Consider the following 20,348-nt stretch of genomic DNA (forward strand, 5'->3'; position numbering starts at 1 on the left):
TCGGGCAGACGGGTCAGCGGATCGTTCGCACGTCTCTGACGGTGTCCAGGACCACCCGAATCGCGGCCGTGACGAGCGCCGGCTGCTCGACCGGGATACCGTGCCCGCTGTCGGAGTCGGTGATGTGCACAGCGCCCAGCGATCGCGCGAGCTCGGCTTGGGCTGCGACCCAGCCCGGCCACGTGGATTCACCGGGAGTGAGCTGCAGGTCCCAGGGGTGATCCGAGGAGATGACGACGACGGGAACGGTCGGCAAGGCGGCGTCAGCCTGCAACTCTGAGATGCTCATCTCGTAGGCCGGCACCTCCGACCCGAGCGAGTCCGCGCTCGCCGTGATCACCGCCATCCACCGCGCCCACTGGTCGGCGGAGAACGTCTGAGCGAGGTACGCGCTGGCCGAGTCCAGCAGGACGAGCCCGGCGACGTCGGAAGGATGCGTGCGCGCCAGCTCCTGTGCGATCAGACCGCCCCAGGACAGCGCGACGACCACGTACGGTCCGGGTTCGCCGGCGGCATCCATCATCGTCAGGAGATCCTCGGCGCCCTGGCGAGCGGTGGTCGGCTGGGCGACAACGGTCGAGGGTGAGAGTTCGCCCGATGCCCGGGTCGTTCCCGGCCGGTCGTAGGAGCACGCCCGCGTGGTGCGGGAGACATCGTCGAAGGTGGACACCGCAGCGGGGTCTGCGTCTGCGAGGAGCGTGTCCCATTCATCGGCGGCGCCCCGCGTCCCGGAGATGAACACGACGGTGGGCGAGCCTGTGCCGGCGCACTCCAGGATCATGGTGCGGCCGCCTCCGATATCGACCGACTCGGTCGACACGATGTCACCGCCGCTCGGGCGTGGCGACGCCGGCGGCGGGGCTGCATCCGAGCACGCGGCCAGTATCAGCACAACGACGGATGCCGTGGCGAGCGTCGCGAGGAACCTCACCGGCCGGCGGCTCTGGTCCACGTCCGTCATCTCCCTGTCCTCATTCGCTGCCCGGCTGGGTGGGCATCACCGTAACCGCCGCTGCGAAGACGGGCTGCAGTGCCTGGATCACCTGTCCGTTGCGCCGAGAGGATCGGCCCCTCAAGGTATCCACAATCGCGACGGTGCGATAGGGGTCGCAGGAGCCGCGGAACCTCTCGTCCTGAGAAAATCCGCCATCCGGCCCTCACCCCCGTGCAAGAGATTTACTCTCTCGTCATGACAACATCGCCATCAGCGATCACCACGACGGGACAGCTGCGCGCGTCGGGGCACACCTATCGGCCGCTGCGCGTGGAGCTGCGTGAGAACCTCCTCTCAGCGCTGGCCGACGGGCGCGACCCGTGGCCCGGCATCCACGGGTTCGACTCCACGGTGATCCCCCAACTGGAGCGCGCGCTGTTGGCCGGACATGACGTGGTCCTGCTGGGCGAGCGCGGTCAGGGCAAGACCCGGCTGCTGCGCAGCCTCTCCGGACTGCTGGACGAGTGGTCGCCGGTGATCGCCGGGTCCGAACTGGGTGAGCACCCGTTCCATCCGGTCACGCCCGCCTCGGTTCGACGCGCAGCCGAACTGGGCGACGACCTGCCGGTGACCTGGCGGCATCGCTCCGAGCGATACGTCGAGAAGCTCGCCACTCCGGACACGTCGGTGGCCGATCTGATCGGTGACGTCGACCCGATCAAAGTGGCCGAGGGCCGCTCGCTCGGAGACCCCGAGACCATCCACTACGGTCTGATCCCACGCAGCCACCGTGGAATCGTCGCGATCAACGAATTGCCCGATCTTGCCGAGCGCATCCAGGTGTCGCTGCTGAATGTGATGGAGGAACGCGACATCCAGATCCGCGGCTACCTGCTTCGGCTCGACCTGGACGTCCTGGTCGTCGCCACGGCCAACCCCGAGGACTACACCAACCGAGGACGGATCATCACGCCGCTGCAGGACCGGTTCGGCGCGGAGATCCGCACGCACTATCCGCAGACCATCGAGGAGGAGGTGGCCGTCATCCGCCAAGAGGCCGACCTGGTCGCCACGGTTCCCGCCCACCTGCTCGAGGTGCTGGCGCGCTTCACCCGCAATCTTCGGGATTCGGATGCCGTGGACCAGCGGGCGGGTGTGTCGGCGCGCTTCGCCATCGCCGGGGCCGAGACGATCGCGGCCGCAGCTCTGCACCGCGCCACGCGTCAGCACGAGGAGGTCGGGGTGGCGCGACCGGTGGACCTCGAGACCGCCGTGGACGTGCTGGGGGGAAAGATCGAGTTCGAGACGGGTGAGGAAGGCCGCGAGCGTCCCATCCTCGAGCATCTGCTGCGCACCGCGATCGCAGAGACTGCTCGCACGCACCTGCGGGGCATCGACGCGGCAGGGTTGGTGGACGCGCTGCACGACGGGGCCACGGTGATGACGGGTGAGCAGGTCCCCGCCGCCGATGTCCTCGCCGCGATGCCGGTCCTCGGCGAGTCCGATCTGTACGACGAGGTGGCCGAGCGACTCGACGCGCGGACCCCGGGCGAGCGGGCGGGCGCTCTGGAGCTGCTGCTCGAGGCGCTCTACCTGGAGCGGCGCATCAGCAAGGACAGCGCGGCGGGGGAGAGCGTGTATGGGTGAGCACGGGGGCCGACGCTGATGGGGCGCGGATTCCACCGCGCGCCGGCGCAGACCAACCGGTACGGACGCTACTCCGGCGGGCCGGACCCGCTTGCCCCGCCGGTCCCCGTGCAGGAGGCACTCGAGGCGATCGGGCACGATGTGATGTCCGGCACGTCGGCCGAACGCGCGATGCGCGAGTACCTGCGCCGCGGCAGCCGCGACCAGCAGGGTCTTGACGACCTGGCCCGGCGCGCTCGCGAGCGCCGCGCAGAATTGGTGCGCCGCCATCGGCTGGACGGAACACTGGACGAAGTGCGACAGCTCCTGGACCACGCCGTGCTCGAAGAGCGCAAGCACCTCGTCCGCGACGTCGAGATGGACGATGACGCCCGATCCTTCGCCGAGATGCGGCTGGAGAACCTGCCGCCCAGCACCGCGGCGGCGGTGAACGAACTGTCCGACTACCAGTGGCGCAGTCCCGCCGCGCGCTCCGACTACGAGCGGATCAAAGAGCTGCTCGGCCGCGAACTGCTGGACCAGCGGTTCGCGGGCATGAAGGACGCCCTGCAGAGCGCCACCGACGCCGACCGCGAAGCGATCCGCCGGATGCTCGGCGACCTCAACGACCTGCTCGAAAAGCGCCGGCTCGGGGACGACACCGCAGAGGACTTCGACGAGTTCATGCGCAAGCACGGCGAGTACTTTCCGGAGAACCCGCAGAACCTGGACGAGTTGATGGATGGCCTCGCGGAGCGGTCGGCCGCCGCGCAGCGGATGCTCAACTCGATGACTCCGGAGCAGCGTGAAGAACTGATGGACCTGGCCGCCCAGGCGTTCGGGTCGCCGGATCTCATGCAGTCGCTGGCGCGCCTGGACGAGAATCTGCGTTCCCTCAGGCCCAGCCAGGATTGGGACGGTTCGGCATCCTTCTCGGGCGATGAGGCCGCCGGCCTCGGCGAAGCCACCGGGATCATGCAGGAGCTCGCCGATCTGGATTCCCTGTCGGATCAACTGGGCCAGTCTTACCCCGGCGCCCGCATGGACGACATCGACGTGGACGCGCTCGCCCGCCTCGTCGGTGAGGATGCCGCCGTCAGCGCGCGCGCCCTGCGCGACCTGGAACGGGAGCTGAACGAATCCGGGATGCTGCGTCGCGCCTCGGATGGAGCGCTGCGCCTCACACCGCGCGCCATGCGTCAGCTCGGCCGTGCCCTGTTGCGCGACATCGCCACCCGTCAGTCTGGACGGAGCGGGGCTCGCGAGACGCGCAATGTCGGCGCGGCCGGCGACCGCACCGGCTCCACCCGGGAATGGGCGTTCGGCGACACCGAGCCGTGGGACATCCCGCGCACGGTGTCCAACGCCGTGCTGCGGACGGTCACCGACGGCGGGGACGCGTCGACCGGAGTGCGGCTGGAGACGCGCGACGTCGAGGTGGTCGAAACGGAGGGACGTACGCAGGCTGCCGTCGCGCTGCTCGTGGACACCTCGTTCTCCATGGCGATGGACGGACGATGGGTGCCGATGAAGCGCACCGCGCTGGCCCTGCACCAGCTCATCTCCAGCCGCTTCCGCGGCGACAGCCTGCAGCTGATCGCCTTCGCCCGGGAGGCGGAGGTGATCGACATCGAACAGCTGACCGCGAAGGACGCGGTCTGGGACAAGGGCACGAACCTTCACCATGCGCTGCTTCTGGCCCAGCGGCACTTCCGGCGCAACCCCACCGCCCAGCCCGTGCTGCTCATCGTCACCGACGGTGAGCCGACGTCGCACCTGGACCCGAACGGCTCGGTGCACTTCGGCTACCCGCCCGGACAGCGCACGGTGGCCCTCACCGTGCGCGAACTGGACATGGCGCGACGCCTCGGCGCTCAGACGACGTTCTTCCGACTGGGGGATGACCCCGGCCTCGCGCGGTTCATCGACGCTCTCGCGCGTCGGGTGGGCGGACAGGTGGTCGCGCCCGAGCTCGACGATCTCGGACGAGCCGTCGTGGAGAGCTATCTCGGCTCCCGCGATACCGGACGAGGTTCGCCCGAGGACTTCGGGGATCTGCTCCGCGGCAGATCCTGGTGGTGACCGGGCGGGAGACCGATCCGCCACGCCCCGGCCGATGAGGCCCGACGCCCGCGCCCGCGATTCTCGCCTCGGCTCCGCGGAAAGGCAAGGGGTCGCGCCAAGCCGGATCGAGCGTCAACGTGGACGGTGGGTCCGACTCGCCCGAGTACACCCGGAAAGGCGATCATGCGAGCACTCACCTGGCAGGGCAAGCGCAAGGTCAGCGTCGACGATGTCGAAGATCCGCGGATCGAATACGGGACCGATGCGATCGTCAAGATCACGTCAACCGCCATCTGCGGATCCGACCTTCATCTCTACGAGCTGTTCGGGCCGTTCATCGATCCCGGCGACATCCTCGGCCATGAGTCCATGGGAGAGGTCGTCGCCGTCGGCAGTGAGATCACGCGCCTGGCGGTGGGTGACCGTGTCGTGGTCCCCTTCAACATCTCGTGCGGGCTGTGCTTCATGTGCACGCACGGCCTCCAGTCGCAGTGCGAGACCACCCAGGTCAGGAAATACGGGAGCGGCGCCGCGCTCTTCGGGTACACGAAGCTCTACGGCCAGATACCGGGAGGGCAGGCGGAGTACCTGCGGGTGCCGCTGGCCGATTACAACCACATTCCCATCGGCAGCGAGCTGCCCGACCAGCGCTACCTGTTCCTCAGCGACATCCTGCCCACCGCCTGGCAGGGCGTGCAGTACGCCGACGTGCCCGCCGGTGGCACCCTTGCCGTGATGGGCCTCGGCCCGGTCGGGCAGTTCGTGGCTCGCGTCGGTGTGTACCTCGGATACCGCGTGCTCGCCGTGGACCCCGAAGCGGACCGACGCGAGATGGCGGCGCGTCACGGCGCCGAGGTGTTCGAGCTGACCGACGACACGGTCCAGGAGCTGCGCGATCTGACCGACGGCCGCGGCGTGGACTCGGTGGTCGACGCCGTGGGAATGGAAGCGCACGGCAACACCGGCGTCAAGATCGCGCAGGACGCGATCGGGCTGCTCCCGGATCCGGCGGCGCGAGTGCTGATGGAGAACGCGGGCGTGGACCGGCTGGCGGCGCTGCACGCGTCGATCGATGTCGTCCGGCGCGGCGGAACGGTCTCGATCAGCGGCGTCTACGCGGGCGAAGCGGACATCCTCCCCATGAAGACGATGTTCGACAAGCAGGTCACCCTGCGGATGGGACAGTGCAACGTGAAGAGGTGGATGGATGATCTGGTCCCGCTCGTGGAGGACCCGGCCGACCCGCTGGGAGTCATGGATCTGACCACGCACGAGCGGCCGCTGGAGGAGGCCCCCGCGCTGTACGAGATCTTCCAGAAGAAGGAAGACGGCTGCATCAAAGTCGTGCTGCGGCCCTGATTCGGGTCCGCAGGCAGAAGCGGAACCCTCCGGATCGGGAATGAGCGCAGCGGGAGCTGATCGGATGCTGCGCAAACGATATGACCGGCAATCGGTGGCGTACGATCGTGCCATGACGGACGCGACTGCGCTGGCCGCGGCGACTCCCGGCGCCGACCTCGGGTGGGTGCTCGGCGTGATCCTGCGCGACTGGCATCAGCACGTGGCAGCCGCCGTGGACGGCATACCGCACGGCCTGCGCGGGTTCCAGATTCTCTCCGTGGTGGGCCACAACGATCCTCCGACGCAGAGTGGGCTGGCCCGCCACCTCAGCATCGACAAGACGGTGATGCCGTATGTCATCGACGCGCTCGTCGACGCGGGCCTCGTCGAGCGCCGGGTCGACCCCTCCGACCGCCGGGTCCGGCGGATCGTGATCACCGACGACGGCAGGATGGCGCTGGAGCGGGCGGAGCGTGAGGTGCGCACAGCCGAGGACGCCGTCTTCGACAGTGTCGACGACAGCGTGCGCGCGGAATTCCTGCGGCAGGCGGGGAATCTCGCCATGTCGATCCACTCCGCCCAGCCTCAGCTCGATCCGTGCCTGGCGGTCCGCGACGTTCTTGCAGAACCCGCCGGAGAGGGCGCGACCGTCCGCTGAGCCGGTGCGATCGCCGGGGGGAAGACCGGCTGGCGCGCGGCGTGGGTCATCCTGCCGGCCCGGGAGGCATCGCCAGGAGGCGGCGGAGATCCCGCTCGGGGAGGGATGCTCCGAAGGCTCGTGACCCGGGTTCGAGCACTCTCCCGCCGGCAAGGCGGCCGACCTCGAGCGGTGCGAACCCCATCGCCTGAACCAGCACCGCCACCGCCGCCGTCGCCTGTCGGTCATCGCCGGCGATGGCGATCGCCGTCCGGCGCGGGTCGCCCACCGGCCAGCGCGGCGGTTCCAGGTCGTGGTAGCCGATGTGGTTGAAGGCTTTGACGATGATCGAGGCGGGCAGTTCCCGCTGCAGGACTTCGCTCGTCGAGTCGGCGGCTGTGGCGTAGAGCTCCCTGGGTCCGTCGACCTCGGGCCAGTGGTTGGTCGCGTCCACGACGACCTTGCCCGCCACCGCCGTCGCCGGCAGTTCGCGGTACGCGGAGAACGGCAGCGCCAGGATCACGATGTCCGCACGCTCGGCGACCTCCTGCGCCCAGCCGATCTCGACGCCGGGTGTCAGAGCGTCCCGCATCATCCGGAGGCGGATGGGATCACCGGATGCTGCGGCGAGGACGCGGTGCCCAGCGTGCTCGGCCGATCGCGCCAACACCATGCCCAGCTTGCCGAACCCCAGAATCCCCACGACCGGGCGTGGCGTGGCGGCGCCTGCCCCACTCATCTCGACTCCTCGCGATGGGAATAATATGTAGAGCATACGGTTTGTACTGCAATCGATGCATTGCGGTGAGGGGTTCTCATGGAACTGGGCATTCTGCTGGAGGCGGGTCGGCGGCATCCCGACGATCTGATGGAGTTGGCGCTGGAGGCCGATCGACGCGGGGTCGGCGTCGCCGTGGTGCGCCGATCAGCGCGCCACGAAGACGCGGGCGAGCCATGGAGTCCCTGGACGATCGCGGCGTGGATCGCCGCGCGCACCGAACGACTGCGCGTGGGCATCGTGCCCGCCGCCGCCCCCGGTGCCGCATTCGGAGCGAGCACACCGGCGTTCGCGGTGACGGAGCTCAGATCCGTGACCACCAAGGCCGAACAGAGTCTGGAGTCGCTGGCGCCGGGGCGCGTGCTGAGCAGCGCCACCGCCTGGGTGGTCGCGCCACCGCGACCGGACGCGGCTGGACTGAGGGCACTGGCCGTACGCGGCATCCCGATCCTCCCCGTCGAGAACGCGGCCGATCTCGATAGAGCGGTCGCTCTCGCCGAACAGCTGCGCGACGTTCCTTCGCCACCGGCCCCCCGGTCCGCGGAGTCCTTGGCGGCCCGCGTGCCCGGAATCGACTACGACGCCGTCCCGGCGTCTTTGGCTCCGACGGCTGTGGAGCCCGGCGACGACGCCTACGCCAGTGTCTCATCGACCTACCTGCGCGGTGGGGCTCCGGGCCTGGTTCTGCGTCCTCAGACAGTGGCCGAAGTGGTCGACGCGGTCGCGTTCGCGCGCGAGCACACCGGCGTCGCGCTCGGCATCCGCAGCGCCGGTCACGGCATCAGCGGCCGCTCGACGAACCGTGGCGGCCTGATCATCGACGTCGGGGGACTGGACGCGATCCAGATCATCGATCGCCGGACCCGGCGGGTGCGCCTCGGACCGGGCGCGACGTGGCAGCGCGTGGCGCAGACGCTCTCGCCGCACGGCTGGGCGCTGGGGTCCGGGGATTACGGCGGCGTGGGAGTCGGCGGGCTCGCGACAGCGGGCGGGATCGGGCTGCTCTCGCGCAAGCACGGCCTCACCATCGACCGCCTCCGGGCAGTGGAGCTCGTGCTGGCCGACGGCACGCCGGTCCGCGCCACCGAGACCGAGAACAGCGATCTGTTCTGGGCAGTCCGCGGCGCCGGCGCGAACTTCGGCATCGCCACGGCATTCGAGTTCGAAGCATCCGAGGTCGGCGAGGTCGGGTGGGCCCAGCTCAGCCTGGTCACCGACGACCTGGAGGCGTCCCTGCGGCGCTTCGGGCAGATCGCCGCCGACGCGCCCCGCGATACGACGGTCTTCCTGGTCACCGGCCGGCCGCGTGAAGCGGATCAGTTCGTCATATCCCTGTACGGCGTCGTGGACGACCCCGACCCGGACGTCGTCGTGGATCGGCTCATGCCGTTCACCGAGCTGGGGATGCTCGTGCGGCAGCACGTGGTCATGACCCCCTACGCCGGCGTGATGGGCAATGCGGCCGAGGTCGGGCCGGAGGGCCAGCATGGATTCGGCGAGCCCGTCTCGCGGTCGGCGTTCCTTCCCTCGCTCACCGGCGAGTTCGCGCGCGACGCGGCCGAGTTGCTGCGCAGCGGTCTGGTCTACTTCTTCGAGCTGCGCACCATGGGGGGGCGATCGCCGACGTCTCCCCGCACGAGACCGCCTTCTCGCACCGGTCACCGGCCTTTCAGGTCGCGGCGATGAGTTCCAGCGATGACCGGCTGTCGGCACGATGGCGCGAGCTGGGTCACCACTTCGACGGCCTGTATCTGAGCTTCGAGACCGATCGCAGCCCGGAGCGGCTCGACGAGGCGTTCCCTCCTCCCGTCCTGGATCGCCTTCGCTCCCTCAAGCGCAGGTACGACCCGACGAATCTCTTCCGTGACAACTTCAACATCGCGCCGGCCGCCGAGGACGCCCCGTCCGTCGCCGCGGACGCGGCGTCAGGGAGTGCAGCATGACCGACTACGGGCACGATCTCCGCTTCGGTGCGTTCATCACGCCGACCTCGCAGCCGGCGAACCACGCCGTCGACATGGCGATCGCCGCGGAGCAGGCGGGTCTGGACCTTGCGACGTTCCAGGACCACCCCTACCAGCAGTCGTTCCTCGACACCTCGACGCTGCTCGCCTTCGTGGCTTCACGGACCCGCCGCATCCACCTCGCCGCCAACGTGGCAAGCCTTCCGCTGCGGCCGCCGCTGGAATTGGCCCGCGCCGCCGCGACCCTGGACGTGCTCTCCAAGGGTCGCTTCGCACTGGGGATCGGCGCGGGGGCGTTCTGGGATGGGATTGCGCGGATGGGCGGGCGCACGCTGACACCCGGGCAGGGTGTCGACGCGCTGCGCGAGGCGATCGGTCTCATCCGCGACTCGTGGGCGAACATGGACGAGCCGCTCACCCGCGACGGTGCGTACTATCCCGTCGTGAACGGCCAGCGCGGCCCCCGGCCGGCCCACCCCATCCCCGTCTGGGTCGGGGCATACAAGCTGCGCATGCTGACGCTGACCGGCGCGGTCGCGGACGGCTGGCTTCCGACCATCGAGTACGTCGACGGTGGGCGCGCCGGGATCGCGGCCGGCAACGCGCGGATCGACGACAGCGCGCTTCGGGCCGGCAGATCCCCGCGGGACGTGCGGCGCCTGATGAACTTCATGCGGGTCGGGATGTCGCCCGCCGGCCGAGGACTGTTGCAGGGCACTGCGCGCGAGTGGACCGACCAGCTGACCGAACTTGCGCTCGCCGACGGAATCAGCGCGTTCATCATCGGCGGCGACGACCCCGTGCTTCTGCAGCGATTCGGTCAGGACGTCGCACCCGCCGTCCGCGAAGCGATCGAGCGGGAACGGCGCGTCCCGCGGCATCCAACCTCGAGCGTGCCGTCCTGACGATTCCCGCGTCGCGATCCGCACCCGCGAATCCGTTCCCGGCCGGCTCATTCGCTGTTAGCGTGCCCCCGTGGAGTCTGGAGCTCAGCAATTCCTCGCGAAGGTGCTCGCAGACGTGCCCCAACCGGTGTGGGTCGTGGACCACGACGGATACATCTTGTTCGCCAACCCGGCCGCCGTCGCTGTACTGGGCTATGCGGAGGCCGAGGAACTCCTCGGCCGACAGAGTCACGAGACGGTCCACTACCAGCATCGGGACGGTTCCGCCTACCGGGCGGCGGACTGCCCGATGCTGGTTCCCCGGGAACGCGGCACCACCGTCCACGGTGACGAGGAATGGTTCACGCGCAGGGACGGGACGATGTTCCCGATCGCCTGGTGGTCCGCGCCCATCGACCTCCCGTCAGGACGCGGGGCCGTGCTGGCGTTCAGCGATACGACAGAACGGCGGGAGAACGAGCATGCAGCTCGCGAGCGCGACGCCTCCGTGATTCGCGAGGTCCACGCTCGGGAGGCGCAGCGCCGTATCCTGGACGCCACATTCGCGGTCCGGCGCCGGCTGGTCCGGGATCTGCACGACGGCGCGCAGCAGCGGCTCGTCAGCCTGCTGATCGGCCTGCGCCTTGCGCTCGAGAACCTGCCCGCCGGCCTGGACGGCCAGCGCGGGCTGATCGAGCGCGCGGCCGCCGACGCTCAGGCCGCGATCGATGAGCTCAGATCGCTGGCGGCGGGCATCCATCCGGCGATCCTGACGAGCCGGGGACTGAGCGCGGCCCTGTCTGCAGTCGCGGCCAGGAGCGAGGTCCCGGTCCACATCGAGGATGCGCTGGTGCGGCGCTTCGATGCCCTCGTGGAAAGCTGCGGCTACTTCGTCGTGTCGGAACTGCTGACCAATGCGGTCAAGCACGCTCACGCATCACGCATCACGGTCGCTCTGGCCGAGGAGGGCGAAGATCTCGTACTCCAGGTCCGCGATGACGGTGTCGGTGGCGCGACGTTCGATTCGGAGGGCACCGGCCTGGTCGGCGTGGTCGATCGCGTCGCGGCGATCGGCGGCTCGGTTCGGATCGACTCTCCGCGGGGAGCCGGAACGGCGGTTGTCATCCGGTTGCCCACGGGGTGAGGACTGTGGGGTTCGCCCATCGTCCGTCCCCCCGCGGAGGGCGTGCTGAGCCGCCGCCACCCCGCGTTCTGATCGTCGACGACGATGCCGGGTTCCGGCGGGTCGCCGTCGACCTGTCCGGTGTGTTCAGCTCCGCAGGAACCTGAGCACGGCAAGCACCCTCCGGTGCTGCGTGGGAGCATTCTGCGGAAGATCGAGCTTGGCGAAGATGCCCGTGATGTGGCGCTCGACACCGGCCACGGTCACGAACAGCAGTTCGGCGATCCGTGCGTTGGAATGCCCCTGCGCCATGAGGGCGAGAACGTCTCGTTCACGCGGAGTCAGCTTGTCCAACGGTTGCCCCGCGCGTCGCCGGTTGACCAGGCTGGCCACGACATCGGGATCCAGCGCGGTGCCGCCGGCCGCCACGCGTCGCAACGCATCCGTCAGCAGATCAGGGCTCGCCAGCTTCTCCTTCAGCAGGTACCCGACGCCGTCCGCGCGCTCCGAGAGCAGGTCTTCGGCATATTGCCCGTCCAGGAATTGGGTCAACAGGACCACCCCGATGCCCGGATCGGACCGCCGCAGTTCGAGCGCCGCGCGAAGACCGTCGTCGCTGAAATCGGGGGGCATCTGAATGTCGGTGAGGACCACCGCCGGCCGCAGTGCCCGGGCCAGGCCGATCAGTTCGGGCGCATCGACGGCAGTACCCACAACCTCGAACCCGGAGTGCTCGAGGATGCGCACGATGCCTTCGCGCACCAGCGGCTGATCTTCGCCGACAACCACGCTGATCGGGGTCCCCACCCGCGCATCATATGAGACGGCGGCGATCGGTGGTCGTTCTGGTCGGGATCGGGCGGCGAAAACTGTGGGGTTTGCCCGCGCCGAGGTGTGGTGGCACCGCCATTGTCGGGCGGGGAGGGAACCGCGAAAGTGTGGGCATGAGCGACCTCATCGCCGAAGCAGCCGACGCGGTCGCGGTGGGGTGACCGACGATTCGCCACCACCGCTCATCCATCGAAAGACCCCAGAAAGGAAACGACAATGCCGTACTTCACCACGTCCGACGGGACGCAGATCTACTACACCGACCAGGGCAGCGGACGCCCGGTCATCTTCAGCCACGGCTGGCCGTTGAGCTCGGATGCCTGGCAGCTCGAGCTCAAGGTCGTCACCGACGCCGGGTTCCGCGCGATCGCACACGATCGGCGGGGGCACGGCCGGTCCATGCAGACCTCCACCGGCAACGACATCGAGACCTACGCGCGCGACCTCGGCGAGCTGGCGACGGCGCTGGACCTGCAGGACGCCGTCGCCGTCGGTCATTCCACCGGTGGCGGTGAGGCGGTCCGGTTCGCCGCGAAGTACGCCGACGGGCGAGTGCGCAAGGTGTTCACCGCAGGGGCGATTCCGCCGATCATGGTCAAGTCGGAAGCCAATCCCGAAGGCACCCCCATCGAGGCGTTCGACCAGATCCGCGCCAGCATCCTCGCCGATCGATCCCAATTCTGGTTCGAGCTGGCTCTGCCGTTCTACGGATTCAACCGGCCCGGTGTGACCGAATCCAAGGGACTCGTGTACGACTTCTGGCGGCAGAGCCAGATGGCTGGTCTCACGGCGGCGTACGAGTGTGTGAAGGCGTTCTCGGAAACCGATCTGACCGAGGACCTGAAGATGCTCGCCGTGCCCATCTTCATCGCGCACGGCACAGAGGACCAGATCGTTCCGATCCACGACGCCGCCCGAAAAGCCATCACGCTGGTCCGAGACGGAACGCTCAAGGAGTATGAGGGCGCCTCGCACGGCATCTGGGGCGAGTATCAGAAGGAGCTCGATGAGGATCTGCTGAGGTTCATCAGGGACTGACTCCCTTCTTCTTGCCCCGCCGACGAAGACCGGGGCAGGATGGAGAGCGGCTTCGTCCAGTGTTGGCACGAGTGTCACCGGAACTCACTCGCGGCGTCGGGCTGCCCAAACGAAAGGATGGACCCCGTTGTCCTCATCGATCACCGCAGCCGTCACGCGCGGGCTTCATGACGAGTTCGAGCTCGAGCAGCTGACTCTGGATGATCCGCGAGCCGGTGAGGTGCAGGTGCGCATGGTCGCGACGGGCGTCTGCCACACCGACATGGCTGTCCGGGACGGGTGGATCCCCACGACGTTCCCCATCGTCCTGGGTCATGAGGGTGCGGGGGTGATCGAGCGCGTCGGCGACGGCATCACGCATCTCGCACCGGGCGATCACGTCGTACTCACGGTCGCCAGCTGCGGCGTCTGCGTGGACTGCCTGAGCGGCCGCCCCTCCTTCTGCGCGGACTCGTACGACCAGAACTTCGCCGGAGGGCGCCCCGATCAGACCACGTCTCTGACGGATGAGGCAGGGGAACCGGTCAATTCGCACTTCTTCGGTCAGTCCGCGTTCGCCACCCACGCGAACGTGCCGGCGCGCGGCGTCGTGAAGGTCCGCGCGGACGTACCGCTGGAGATCCTCGCGCCCCTCGGCTGTGGGGTGCAGACCGGGGCCGGCACCGTGCTGAACGTGCTCCAGCCCAGAACGGACAGCACGCTCGTCGTGTTCGGCGCCGGGGCGGTCGGCATGTCCGCGCTGATGGCGGCGCGGGTCGCTCGTGTGCGAACCATCGTCGCGGTCGACATGGTGGATGAGCGGCTCGAACTGGCGCGCGAGCTGGGGGCCACGCACACCGTCAATCCTCGCTCCGAGGACACCGTCGACACTCTGGCGAGGATCAGCGGGTCCGGGGTCGACTACGCCATCGACACGACGGGCAACGCGGGTGTCGTGGATGCGATGTTCCAGTCGCTGGGGCACCGTGGTCACGCGATCCTGCTCGCGGCGGCCAACCCGGAGGCGAACGCTCCGGTCAACCTCGCGCTCGCGGTGGCCCGCGCCATTCGGGTCACGGCGGTCGTGGAGGGCGGGGCGATCCCGCAGCTGTTCATCCCCGAGCTGATCGAGCTCTACCTGGCGGGGGAGTTCCCGTTCGACAAGCTCATCCGGTCCTACCCGTTCGGGCAGATCGCTCAGGCGTTCCACGACAGCGAGTCCGGCGCGGTCGTCAAGCCGGTGCTCACTTTCGCCTAGCCCGCCGCAGCGAGGATCCTCGGTCGGGCGGTGCGGTGCAGGTCGGCGCACGTCCGCCCGGCGCACGGATGCCGCGGGACGGGGTGCGCGCCGGCGTGCCGGACGCTAGCCGGAGCGAGCGCGTGGGTGGGGTGCGGAGCTGGGTGCGAGCATCGCGCAGCCCCGACCGGGGCGCGGCCGTCGCAGCCCTTCGAAGAGTGGTCGCGATACGGTGCGCCGTCGCGGGGATCGGCAACGCCGCAATCCGATCCGGCTCACCACCGCCGGTAATAAGTGTTGCTATCTACCGGTAGTCAGTGTTACTGTCTACTGGTACCCAGCGACACAGAGTAGATGGGACGGTCCGCGATGGGCAGCCAGATGACGGAGATGCTCAAAGGCACCCTCGAAGGCATCGTGCTCGCCATCCTGGCGGTGCGCCCCGCGTACGGATACGAGATCACGGCGCGGCTTCGCGAGCAGGGCTTCACGGAGCTGGTCGAAGGAACGATCTACGCGTTGCTCGTTCGCATCGAGCAACGCGGATTCGTGGACGTCGAGAAGGTCCCCTCCGAAAAGGGACCCCCGCGCAAGGTGTACTCGATCAACGCGCACGGGCGCCGCCAGCTGGACGAGTTCTGGAGGACATGGAGCTTCCTCGCAGGACGGATCGAACAGCTCCACGAAGGAGAGAAATGACATGGTCGCCAAGTGGATCGAGACCTTGACCGGCTCACTGGAGCAGAAGAAGAAATACCGGCAGGACAAAGCCCGGATCGAGGGCCTCGCTGAGCCGTATGCCGCGGCGGCCAAGGCGATGCACCGCTACCTGTTGGTCGCCGGCGGCATCACCGACGGCGACACGCTCGTGATGATGCTCGGCGATCTCGCGGACCTGTGGGAGCGCGCGGCCGTCGACGGCACGCCGGTGCGGGACATCGTGGGCGACGACCCGGTCGAATTCGCCGAGGCCTTCGCGCAGGCGTACGCAGGCAAGCAATGGCTCGACAAGGAACGCGGCCGCCTGACCAAGGCGATCGATGATGCGGAGGGAGCGCAACGGAAATGACCCAGGAACCTGCGATCCGGGTGACGGGTCTGCAGAAGTCGTTCAAGGACGTGCACGTGCTGCGCGGCGTCGACTTCGACGTGCAGCCCGGTGCCATCTTCGCCCTCCTCGGCTCGAACGGCGCAGGCAAGACGACGATCGTGCGCATTCTGTCCACCCTGCTCGCTGCGGACGCGGGCTCCGCACACGTGAACGGGTTCGATGTCGCGACGCGACCTCAGAGCGTGCGGGAGTCGATCAGCCTCACCGGGCAGTTCGCGGCCGTCGATGAGGTTCTGACCGGACGCGAGAACCTCATCCTCGTCGCGCGGTTACGACACCTGAAGACACCCGGCAGGATCGCCGATGACCTGCTCACGCGATTCTCGCTGGCCGACGCCGGCAGCCGGAAAGCCGCGACGTACTCGGGGGGCATGCGGCGCCGACTCGATATCGCGATGAGTCTCATCGGAGACCCGAAGGTCATCTTCCTCGACGAGCCCACCACGGGACTGGACCCCCAGGCGCGCATCGAGGTCTGGCAGACGGTGCGGCAGCTCGCCCGCAGGGGAACCACCGTCCTGCTGACCACGCAGTACCTCGACGAGGCCGAGCAGCTCGCCGATCGCATCGCGATCCTGCACGAGGGACGGATTCTGGTGAACGGCACGCTCGCTGAGCTGAAGCGACTGCTGCCGCCGGCGAAGGTCGAGTACGTCGAGAAGCAGCCGAGCCTCGAGGAGGTATTCCTCACCTTGACAGCCCCGGACGGAGCCGGCGTCGGAGCCGACGCAGTCCGTGGTCCGGGCTCGATCGGGAAGGAGCCATCATGACCACCAGCCACTTCATCGGCGACACCACCGTCCTGACGGGGCGGTCGCTGCGCCACATCCTGCGCAGCCCCGACACGATCGTCACGACCGCGGTCACCCCGGTGGCCCTCATGCTGCTGTTCGTCTTCGTCTTCGGCGGCGCGATAGACACCGGATCGTCCTCGTACATCGACTACATGCTGCCCGGCATCCTGCTGATCACGATCGCCTCGGGGATCGCATACACGGCCTATCGTCTGTTCCTGGACCTGCAGGGCGGCATCTTCGAGCGCTTCCAGTCCATGCCGGTCGCACGATCCAGTTCGCTGTGGGCTCACGTGCTGACGTCGCTGGTGGCCAACCTCGTCTCGCTGGCGATCGTCGTCGGCGTCGCTCTCCTGCTCGGGTTCCGCACCGGAACGAGCGTGCTGGGCTGGCTCGCGGTCGCCGGAATCCTGATCCTGTTCACCCTGGCGCTCACCTGGATCGCGGTGATCGCGGGGCTCTCCGCCAAGACCGTGGACGGCGCGAGCGCATTCTCGTATCCGCTGATCTTCCTGCCGTTCATCAGCTCGGCCTTCGTCCCCACCGACACGATGCCTGCTCCGGTCGCATGGTTCGCTGAGAACCAGCCGGTCACGCCCATCGTCGACGCCATCCGGGACATCTTCGCCGGACAGCCGGTCGGCGCAGGCATCTGGGTGGCGATCGCGTGGTGCCTCGGCATCCTGATCGTCGCGTACCTCGCCGCGATGGCGATCTACCGGCGCAGGATCCGCTAGCCGCCGCGGCCGGCTGCGGTCGCATCCCGCAGGCGGCCGGATAGGGTGCAGGTGTGATCCCCGATCGGATGCCGAGGCCGACGCGGCTGAGCGTCGACGGGACGTTCAACTTCCGCCAAGTGTCGCCGGGTCTGCTGCGTGAGGGCCGGCTCTACCGCTCGGATGCGCTGCACCGGCTCACCGCGGCCGGACGCCGTCAGCTTGCGGGCATGCGGATCAGCCGGGTCATCGACCTGAGATCACGGCTCGACCGGCGGCTGACCGGCAGGGACCGCCTCCGCGGTGTCGGGGCGGAGTATCTCTCCATCCCGATCCGGGGAGTCGGCGGCCGGATCGATCCGGCGACGATCACCCTCGCCGCGGTGTATCGGACGATCCTCCTCCAGGAGGGCGCGCAGGTCGGTGCCGCCATCCGGGCGATCGCCGACGCCGACGGACCGGTGGTCGTCCACTGCACCGCCGGCAAGGACCGCACCGGGATCGTCATCGCGCTGATCCTCCTCGCGCTCGGCGTGGACGCCGATACCGTGACGGCGGATTTCGAATCGAGCGCATCCAATCTCGCCGGTGCCTGGACGGACCAGATGGTGCGCAAGGCCCGCCGGTTCGGGGTGTCGTTCACCGACCAGCTGTTCGAGGTGCTCGCCGGGTCCCCGGCCTCCGCGCTGCGGGACGCGCTGCGGATCGTGGAGGAGGAACGGGGCGGCCTGCGCGCCTACCTGATCGAGATCGGCGTCGACGACGTCGTCGTCAGGCGGCTGCACGCGAGCCTGGACCGACGATGACCGGAAGCCCGCCGACCGCACCGTCCCCTTCGTCCGCGGCGTCCGCTCCGTCCGCTCCATTCGCGTCGTCCGCGTCGTCCGCTCGCCTGTCACGACACGCCGGGGCTCGCCGCGATTCGTGACGGGCGAGCAGGAGCGGCGCGCCCGCGCAGGGCCGGGCCGGGCCTGGCGGGGCGGGCCAGTGGGCGGGCCCGGTCGGGTGCGGCGCGGCGGGGCAGGGGCGGCCGGCGGCGCGGGACGGAGCGGGCTGGGCTGGGTGCGGTTACGCGGCCGGTTCCGGGTCGTCGGCGCGTGACCACGCGATCGCGATGAGGCGGCGGAGCACCTCGAGATCGAGTCGTCGAGCTTCTTCACATACGGGCACCCCGCGCCCTCGGTGTAGGTGCCCAGCGCGGGCGGCGCGCCGGAGCGAGCGACCTGCGTGCCGCGCGGGACCTGCCGACCAGCATCCGTCACTTCGCTTGTCAACCGCTCACAGAAACCCGCGCCTCCTGCGTACGGTTGAGATCCAGGGCTTCTCTGCCCGACAGAGGGAGACGATGACATGGACCGCGATCTCGAGAACGCCTCGAACGCCGAAGACAACGAGGCCACCCGCAAGCCGGACGGTCTCGGTGAGGATGGAACCATCCCCAACTCACCCGACGGCGTGGGCGTCGGCGTCACGGGGGAACCGTCCACCTTCGAACCCGAAGAGGACGAGCAGGCTCCCTCGGAGTGATGAGAGCGGGGGCCGACCGGTTGGTACGGTCGAGCGGGGCCCACTCCCGGGTCTCCGCCTTCTGACCCTGGAGTCCTCATGACAACGTCTTCGCCCACGGAACGAACGTACGGTCGAGTCGGAGTCTGGCGTAGCGGCCCGCTGCTCACGCCGGAGCTGGCCGCCGCCATCGAGCGGCTCGGCTACGGCACGGTGTGGATCGGCGGCTCTCCGGATGCGGACCTCGCCTTGGCGGAAACGCTGCTCGACGCGACCGGCCACCTCAGGATCGCCACGGGCATCGTCAACATCTGGAAGTCGCCCGCCGTCGAGGTCGCGGCATCCTTCCACCGGCTCGAGAAAGCGCACCCGGGCAGGTTCACGCTGGGGATCGGTATCGGTCACCGCGAGGCACTCGGGGACCGGTACCAGAAGCCCTATGCGGCGCTGGTGGCGTACCTGGACACCCTCGACGCGGAAGGCGTGCCCGTCGACCGGCGCGTGATCTCGGCACTGGGGCCCCGGACGCTGGAGCTCGCGGCGGCCCGCTCCGCCGGCACCCATCCCTACATGACGACCGCGACGCACACGCGGTTCGCGCGCGGGATCGTCGGACCCGACGCCCTGGTCGCACCCGAGCAGCGACTCATCGCGAACACCGATGTCGAGGCGGCCCGCGCGGCGGCGCGCACGTTCCTGTCCCGCTATCTCTCGCTGTCGAACTACCGCCGCACCCTGGAGAGCCACGGATTCACTGCGGCGGACCTGGATGACGGGGCGACCGACGAAGCGGTCGACGCCCTCGTGCCCCACGGCGCCCCGGCGGTTCTTGCGGCAGCCGTGCATTCCCACCTGGATGCCGGAGCCGACCACGTCTGTGTTCAGATGCTGCCCGCCCAGGACGAGCCGATGGCCGCCCTGACATCGCTGGCCGGCGAGCTCGGTCTGCGCTAAACGAGCAGGGCAGGGGGCCCGCCGCGATGATCGGTGATGGCGATCGGCCACGGTACCGCGTGGAATCGGTCGATCACGCGCTGAATATCCTGCTGCTTCTGCGGCGACGCCCGGAGCTGCGCGTGACGGACACGGCGCGCGAGCTGGGGATCGCCCCGTCCACGGCGCACCGACTGATGACCACGCTGGCGGCGAGCGGTTTTCTGACCCAGGACCGGGTCACGAAGGGATACCGCGCCGGCTCGACTCTGATCGAACTGGGGGTGCACAGCACGAGTGCGCTGGATCTTCGAGCGGCGGGGGAGGAGCACGTCAAGGCTCTGGCCGGCCGACTGGGGGAGACGGTGAACCTGATGGTCCTCGAGGGCCAGTCGATCCGCTTCGTGGCCGGCTTCGAAAGCGACCAGCGGGTGCGCACCCATGTCCTGACCGGAACCCTGCTGCCGGCCTATGCGGTCTCCGGGGGCAAGGTGCTGCTGGCCGAGCTGTCCCGCGAAGCGCTGCGGGAACTGTACCCGGGCAGGTTGAAGAAGCTCACGCCGCGCACGAAGACCTTCACCCAACTGCTCGAGGAGCTGCCGATCGTGATGATGCGGGGCTACGCCGTGAACCGGGGGGAGAGTGTGACGGGGCTGAGCGCGGTCGCCGTCCCGCTGCGCGACCGCCTGGGACGCACGATCGCTGCAGTGGCGATGTCGGCCCCCAGCGACCGGCTTCCGGTCGCGCGCGTGCGCGAGGTCGTCATCGAGTTGCGCGAGTGCGCCGCGCGGATCCGGGCGGATCTCTAGGCGGTCCCGACGACGGGTGGCCCCCGAGCTGTGCCGGTGATTC

Annotated in this window: 21 protein-coding genes; 18 read left to right on the forward strand and 3 right to left on the reverse strand. The window is 69.1% G+C overall.

Features of this window, described 5'->3' with window-relative positions; all coding sequences use genetic code 11:
* Positions 1-13: 13 nt before the first annotated feature.
* The gene (locus tag NQ152_RS12225; RefSeq protein ID WP_257524169.1) at positions 14-961 is read right to left on the reverse strand and encodes an alpha/beta fold hydrolase; all 948 of its coding nucleotides are present in this window, start codon (positions 959-961) and stop codon (positions 14-16) included.
* A 228-nt stretch (positions 962-1,189) separates the two neighbouring features.
* Here NQ152_RS12225 and NQ152_RS12230 point away from each other — a divergent pair, with 228 nt between their 5' ends.
* The 4 genes from NQ152_RS12230 to NQ152_RS12245 all read left to right on the forward strand — a co-directional run bounded on the left by NQ152_RS12230 (position 1,190) and on the right by NQ152_RS12245 (position 6,623).
* Entirely contained in the window at positions 1,190-2,581 is a 1,392-nt protein-coding gene (locus tag NQ152_RS12230) for a sigma 54-interacting transcriptional regulator (protein WP_257524170.1), read from the forward strand.
* A gap of 18 nt (positions 2,582-2,599) precedes the next feature.
* Positions 2,600-4,642: a VWA domain-containing protein gene (locus tag NQ152_RS12235; RefSeq protein ID WP_257524171.1), complete on the forward strand. Its 2,043-nt coding sequence runs from the start codon at positions 2,600-2,602 to the stop codon at positions 4,640-4,642.
* Between the two features lie 165 nt (positions 4,643-4,807).
* Complete coding sequence (locus NQ152_RS12240; protein WP_257524172.1) at positions 4,808-5,983, forward strand: alcohol dehydrogenase catalytic domain-containing protein; 1,176 nt, start codon at positions 4,808-4,810, stop codon at positions 5,981-5,983.
* A gap of 112 nt (positions 5,984-6,095) precedes the next feature.
* Positions 6,096-6,623, forward strand: a complete 528-nt coding sequence (locus NQ152_RS12245) for a MarR family winged helix-turn-helix transcriptional regulator (RefSeq protein WP_257524173.1) — start codon at positions 6,096-6,098, stop codon at positions 6,621-6,623.
* A gap of 46 nt (positions 6,624-6,669) precedes the next feature.
* Here the strand turns inward: NQ152_RS12245 and NQ152_RS12250 are convergent, their stop codons facing one another.
* Positions 6,670-7,341 carry an NADPH-dependent F420 reductase gene (locus NQ152_RS12250; RefSeq protein WP_257524174.1) on the reverse strand — a complete coding sequence of 224 codons (672 nt, stop codon included), beginning with the start codon at positions 7,339-7,341 and terminating at the stop codon, positions 6,670-6,672.
* A 78-nt stretch (positions 7,342-7,419) separates the two neighbouring features.
* Here NQ152_RS12250 and NQ152_RS12255 point away from each other — a divergent pair, with 78 nt between their 5' ends.
* The 4 genes from NQ152_RS12255 to NQ152_RS17270 all read left to right on the forward strand — a co-directional run bounded on the left by NQ152_RS12255 (position 7,420) and on the right by NQ152_RS17270 (position 11,372).
* Positions 7,420-9,066 carry an FAD-binding oxidoreductase gene (locus tag NQ152_RS12255; RefSeq protein ID WP_257524176.1) on the forward strand — a complete coding sequence of 549 codons (1,647 nt, stop codon included), beginning with the start codon at positions 7,420-7,422 and terminating at the stop codon, positions 9,064-9,066.
* On the forward strand, positions 9,063-9,323 hold the full coding sequence (locus NQ152_RS12260; protein WP_257524177.1) for a BBE domain-containing protein: 261 nt from the start codon (positions 9,063-9,065) through the stop codon (positions 9,321-9,323). Before NQ152_RS12255 ends, NQ152_RS12260 begins: the two co-directional genes overlap by 4 nt.
* Entirely contained in the window at positions 9,320-10,249 is a 930-nt protein-coding gene (locus tag NQ152_RS12265; RefSeq protein ID WP_257524178.1) for an LLM class flavin-dependent oxidoreductase, read from the forward strand. The genes NQ152_RS12260 and NQ152_RS12265 overlap by 4 nt, the downstream gene beginning before the upstream one ends.
* 70 nt (positions 10,250-10,319) lie before the next feature.
* Entirely contained in the window at positions 10,320-11,372 is a 1,053-nt protein-coding gene (locus NQ152_RS17270) for a PAS domain S-box protein (RefSeq protein WP_257503210.1), read from the forward strand.
* A 126-nt stretch (positions 11,373-11,498) separates the two neighbouring features.
* Here the strand turns inward: NQ152_RS17270 and NQ152_RS17275 are convergent, their stop codons facing one another.
* On the reverse strand, positions 11,499-12,158 hold the full coding sequence (locus NQ152_RS17275; RefSeq protein ID WP_257503211.1) for a response regulator transcription factor: 660 nt from the start codon (positions 12,156-12,158) through the stop codon (positions 11,499-11,501).
* Positions 12,159-12,398: 240 nt separating this feature from the next.
* On the opposite strand from NQ152_RS17275, the gene NQ152_RS12280 reads away from it, so the two are divergent.
* The 10 genes from NQ152_RS12280 (at position 12,399) to NQ152_RS12325 (ending at position 20,305) form a co-directional block, all read left to right on the forward strand.
* Entirely contained in the window at positions 12,399-13,220 is an 822-nt protein-coding gene (locus NQ152_RS12280; RefSeq protein ID WP_257524179.1) for an alpha/beta fold hydrolase, read from the forward strand.
* 127 nt (positions 13,221-13,347) lie between these two features.
* On the forward strand, positions 13,348-14,457 hold the full coding sequence (locus NQ152_RS12285) for an NAD(P)-dependent alcohol dehydrogenase (protein ID WP_257524180.1): 1,110 nt from the start codon (positions 13,348-13,350) through the stop codon (positions 14,455-14,457).
* A gap of 348 nt (positions 14,458-14,805) precedes the next feature.
* Positions 14,806-15,135: a PadR family transcriptional regulator gene (locus NQ152_RS12290; RefSeq protein ID WP_257503214.1), complete on the forward strand. Its 330-nt coding sequence runs from the start codon at positions 14,806-14,808 to the stop codon at positions 15,133-15,135.
* Between the two features lies 1 nt (position 15,136).
* Entirely contained in the window at positions 15,137-15,505 is a 369-nt protein-coding gene (locus NQ152_RS12295; protein ID WP_257524181.1) for a DUF1048 domain-containing protein, read from the forward strand.
* Complete coding sequence (locus NQ152_RS12300) at positions 15,502-16,317, forward strand: ABC transporter ATP-binding protein (protein ID WP_257524182.1); 816 nt, start codon at positions 15,502-15,504, stop codon at positions 16,315-16,317. Before NQ152_RS12295 ends, NQ152_RS12300 begins: the two co-directional genes overlap by 4 nt.
* Positions 16,314-17,078 (forward strand): ABC transporter permease, encoded by a 765-nt coding sequence (locus NQ152_RS12305; RefSeq protein ID WP_257524183.1) that lies wholly within the window; start codon positions 16,314-16,316, stop codon positions 17,076-17,078. The genes NQ152_RS12300 and NQ152_RS12305 overlap by 4 nt, the downstream gene beginning before the upstream one ends.
* A 53-nt stretch (positions 17,079-17,131) precedes the next feature.
* A complete protein-coding gene (locus NQ152_RS12310) occupies positions 17,132-17,863 on the forward strand; it encodes a tyrosine-protein phosphatase (protein WP_257524184.1) in 732 nt (243 codons plus the stop codon).
* Between the two features lie 544 nt (positions 17,864-18,407).
* Positions 18,408-18,584: a hypothetical protein gene (locus NQ152_RS12315; protein WP_257524185.1), complete on the forward strand. Its 177-nt coding sequence runs from the start codon at positions 18,408-18,410 to the stop codon at positions 18,582-18,584.
* A 78-nt stretch (positions 18,585-18,662) separates the two neighbouring features.
* Entirely contained in the window at positions 18,663-19,517 is an 855-nt protein-coding gene (locus NQ152_RS12320; protein ID WP_257524186.1) for a TIGR03620 family F420-dependent LLM class oxidoreductase, read from the forward strand.
* Between the two features lie 59 nt (positions 19,518-19,576).
* The gene (locus NQ152_RS12325) at positions 19,577-20,305 is read left to right on the forward strand and encodes an IclR family transcriptional regulator (RefSeq protein ID WP_257524187.1); all 729 of its coding nucleotides are present in this window, start codon (positions 19,577-19,579) and stop codon (positions 20,303-20,305) included.
* Positions 20,306-20,348: the final 43 nt, after the last annotated feature.

It is taken from the genome of Microbacterium sp. zg.B48 (assembly GCF_024623505.1).
Lineage (GTDB): Bacteria > Actinomycetota > Actinomycetes > Actinomycetales > Microbacteriaceae > Microbacterium.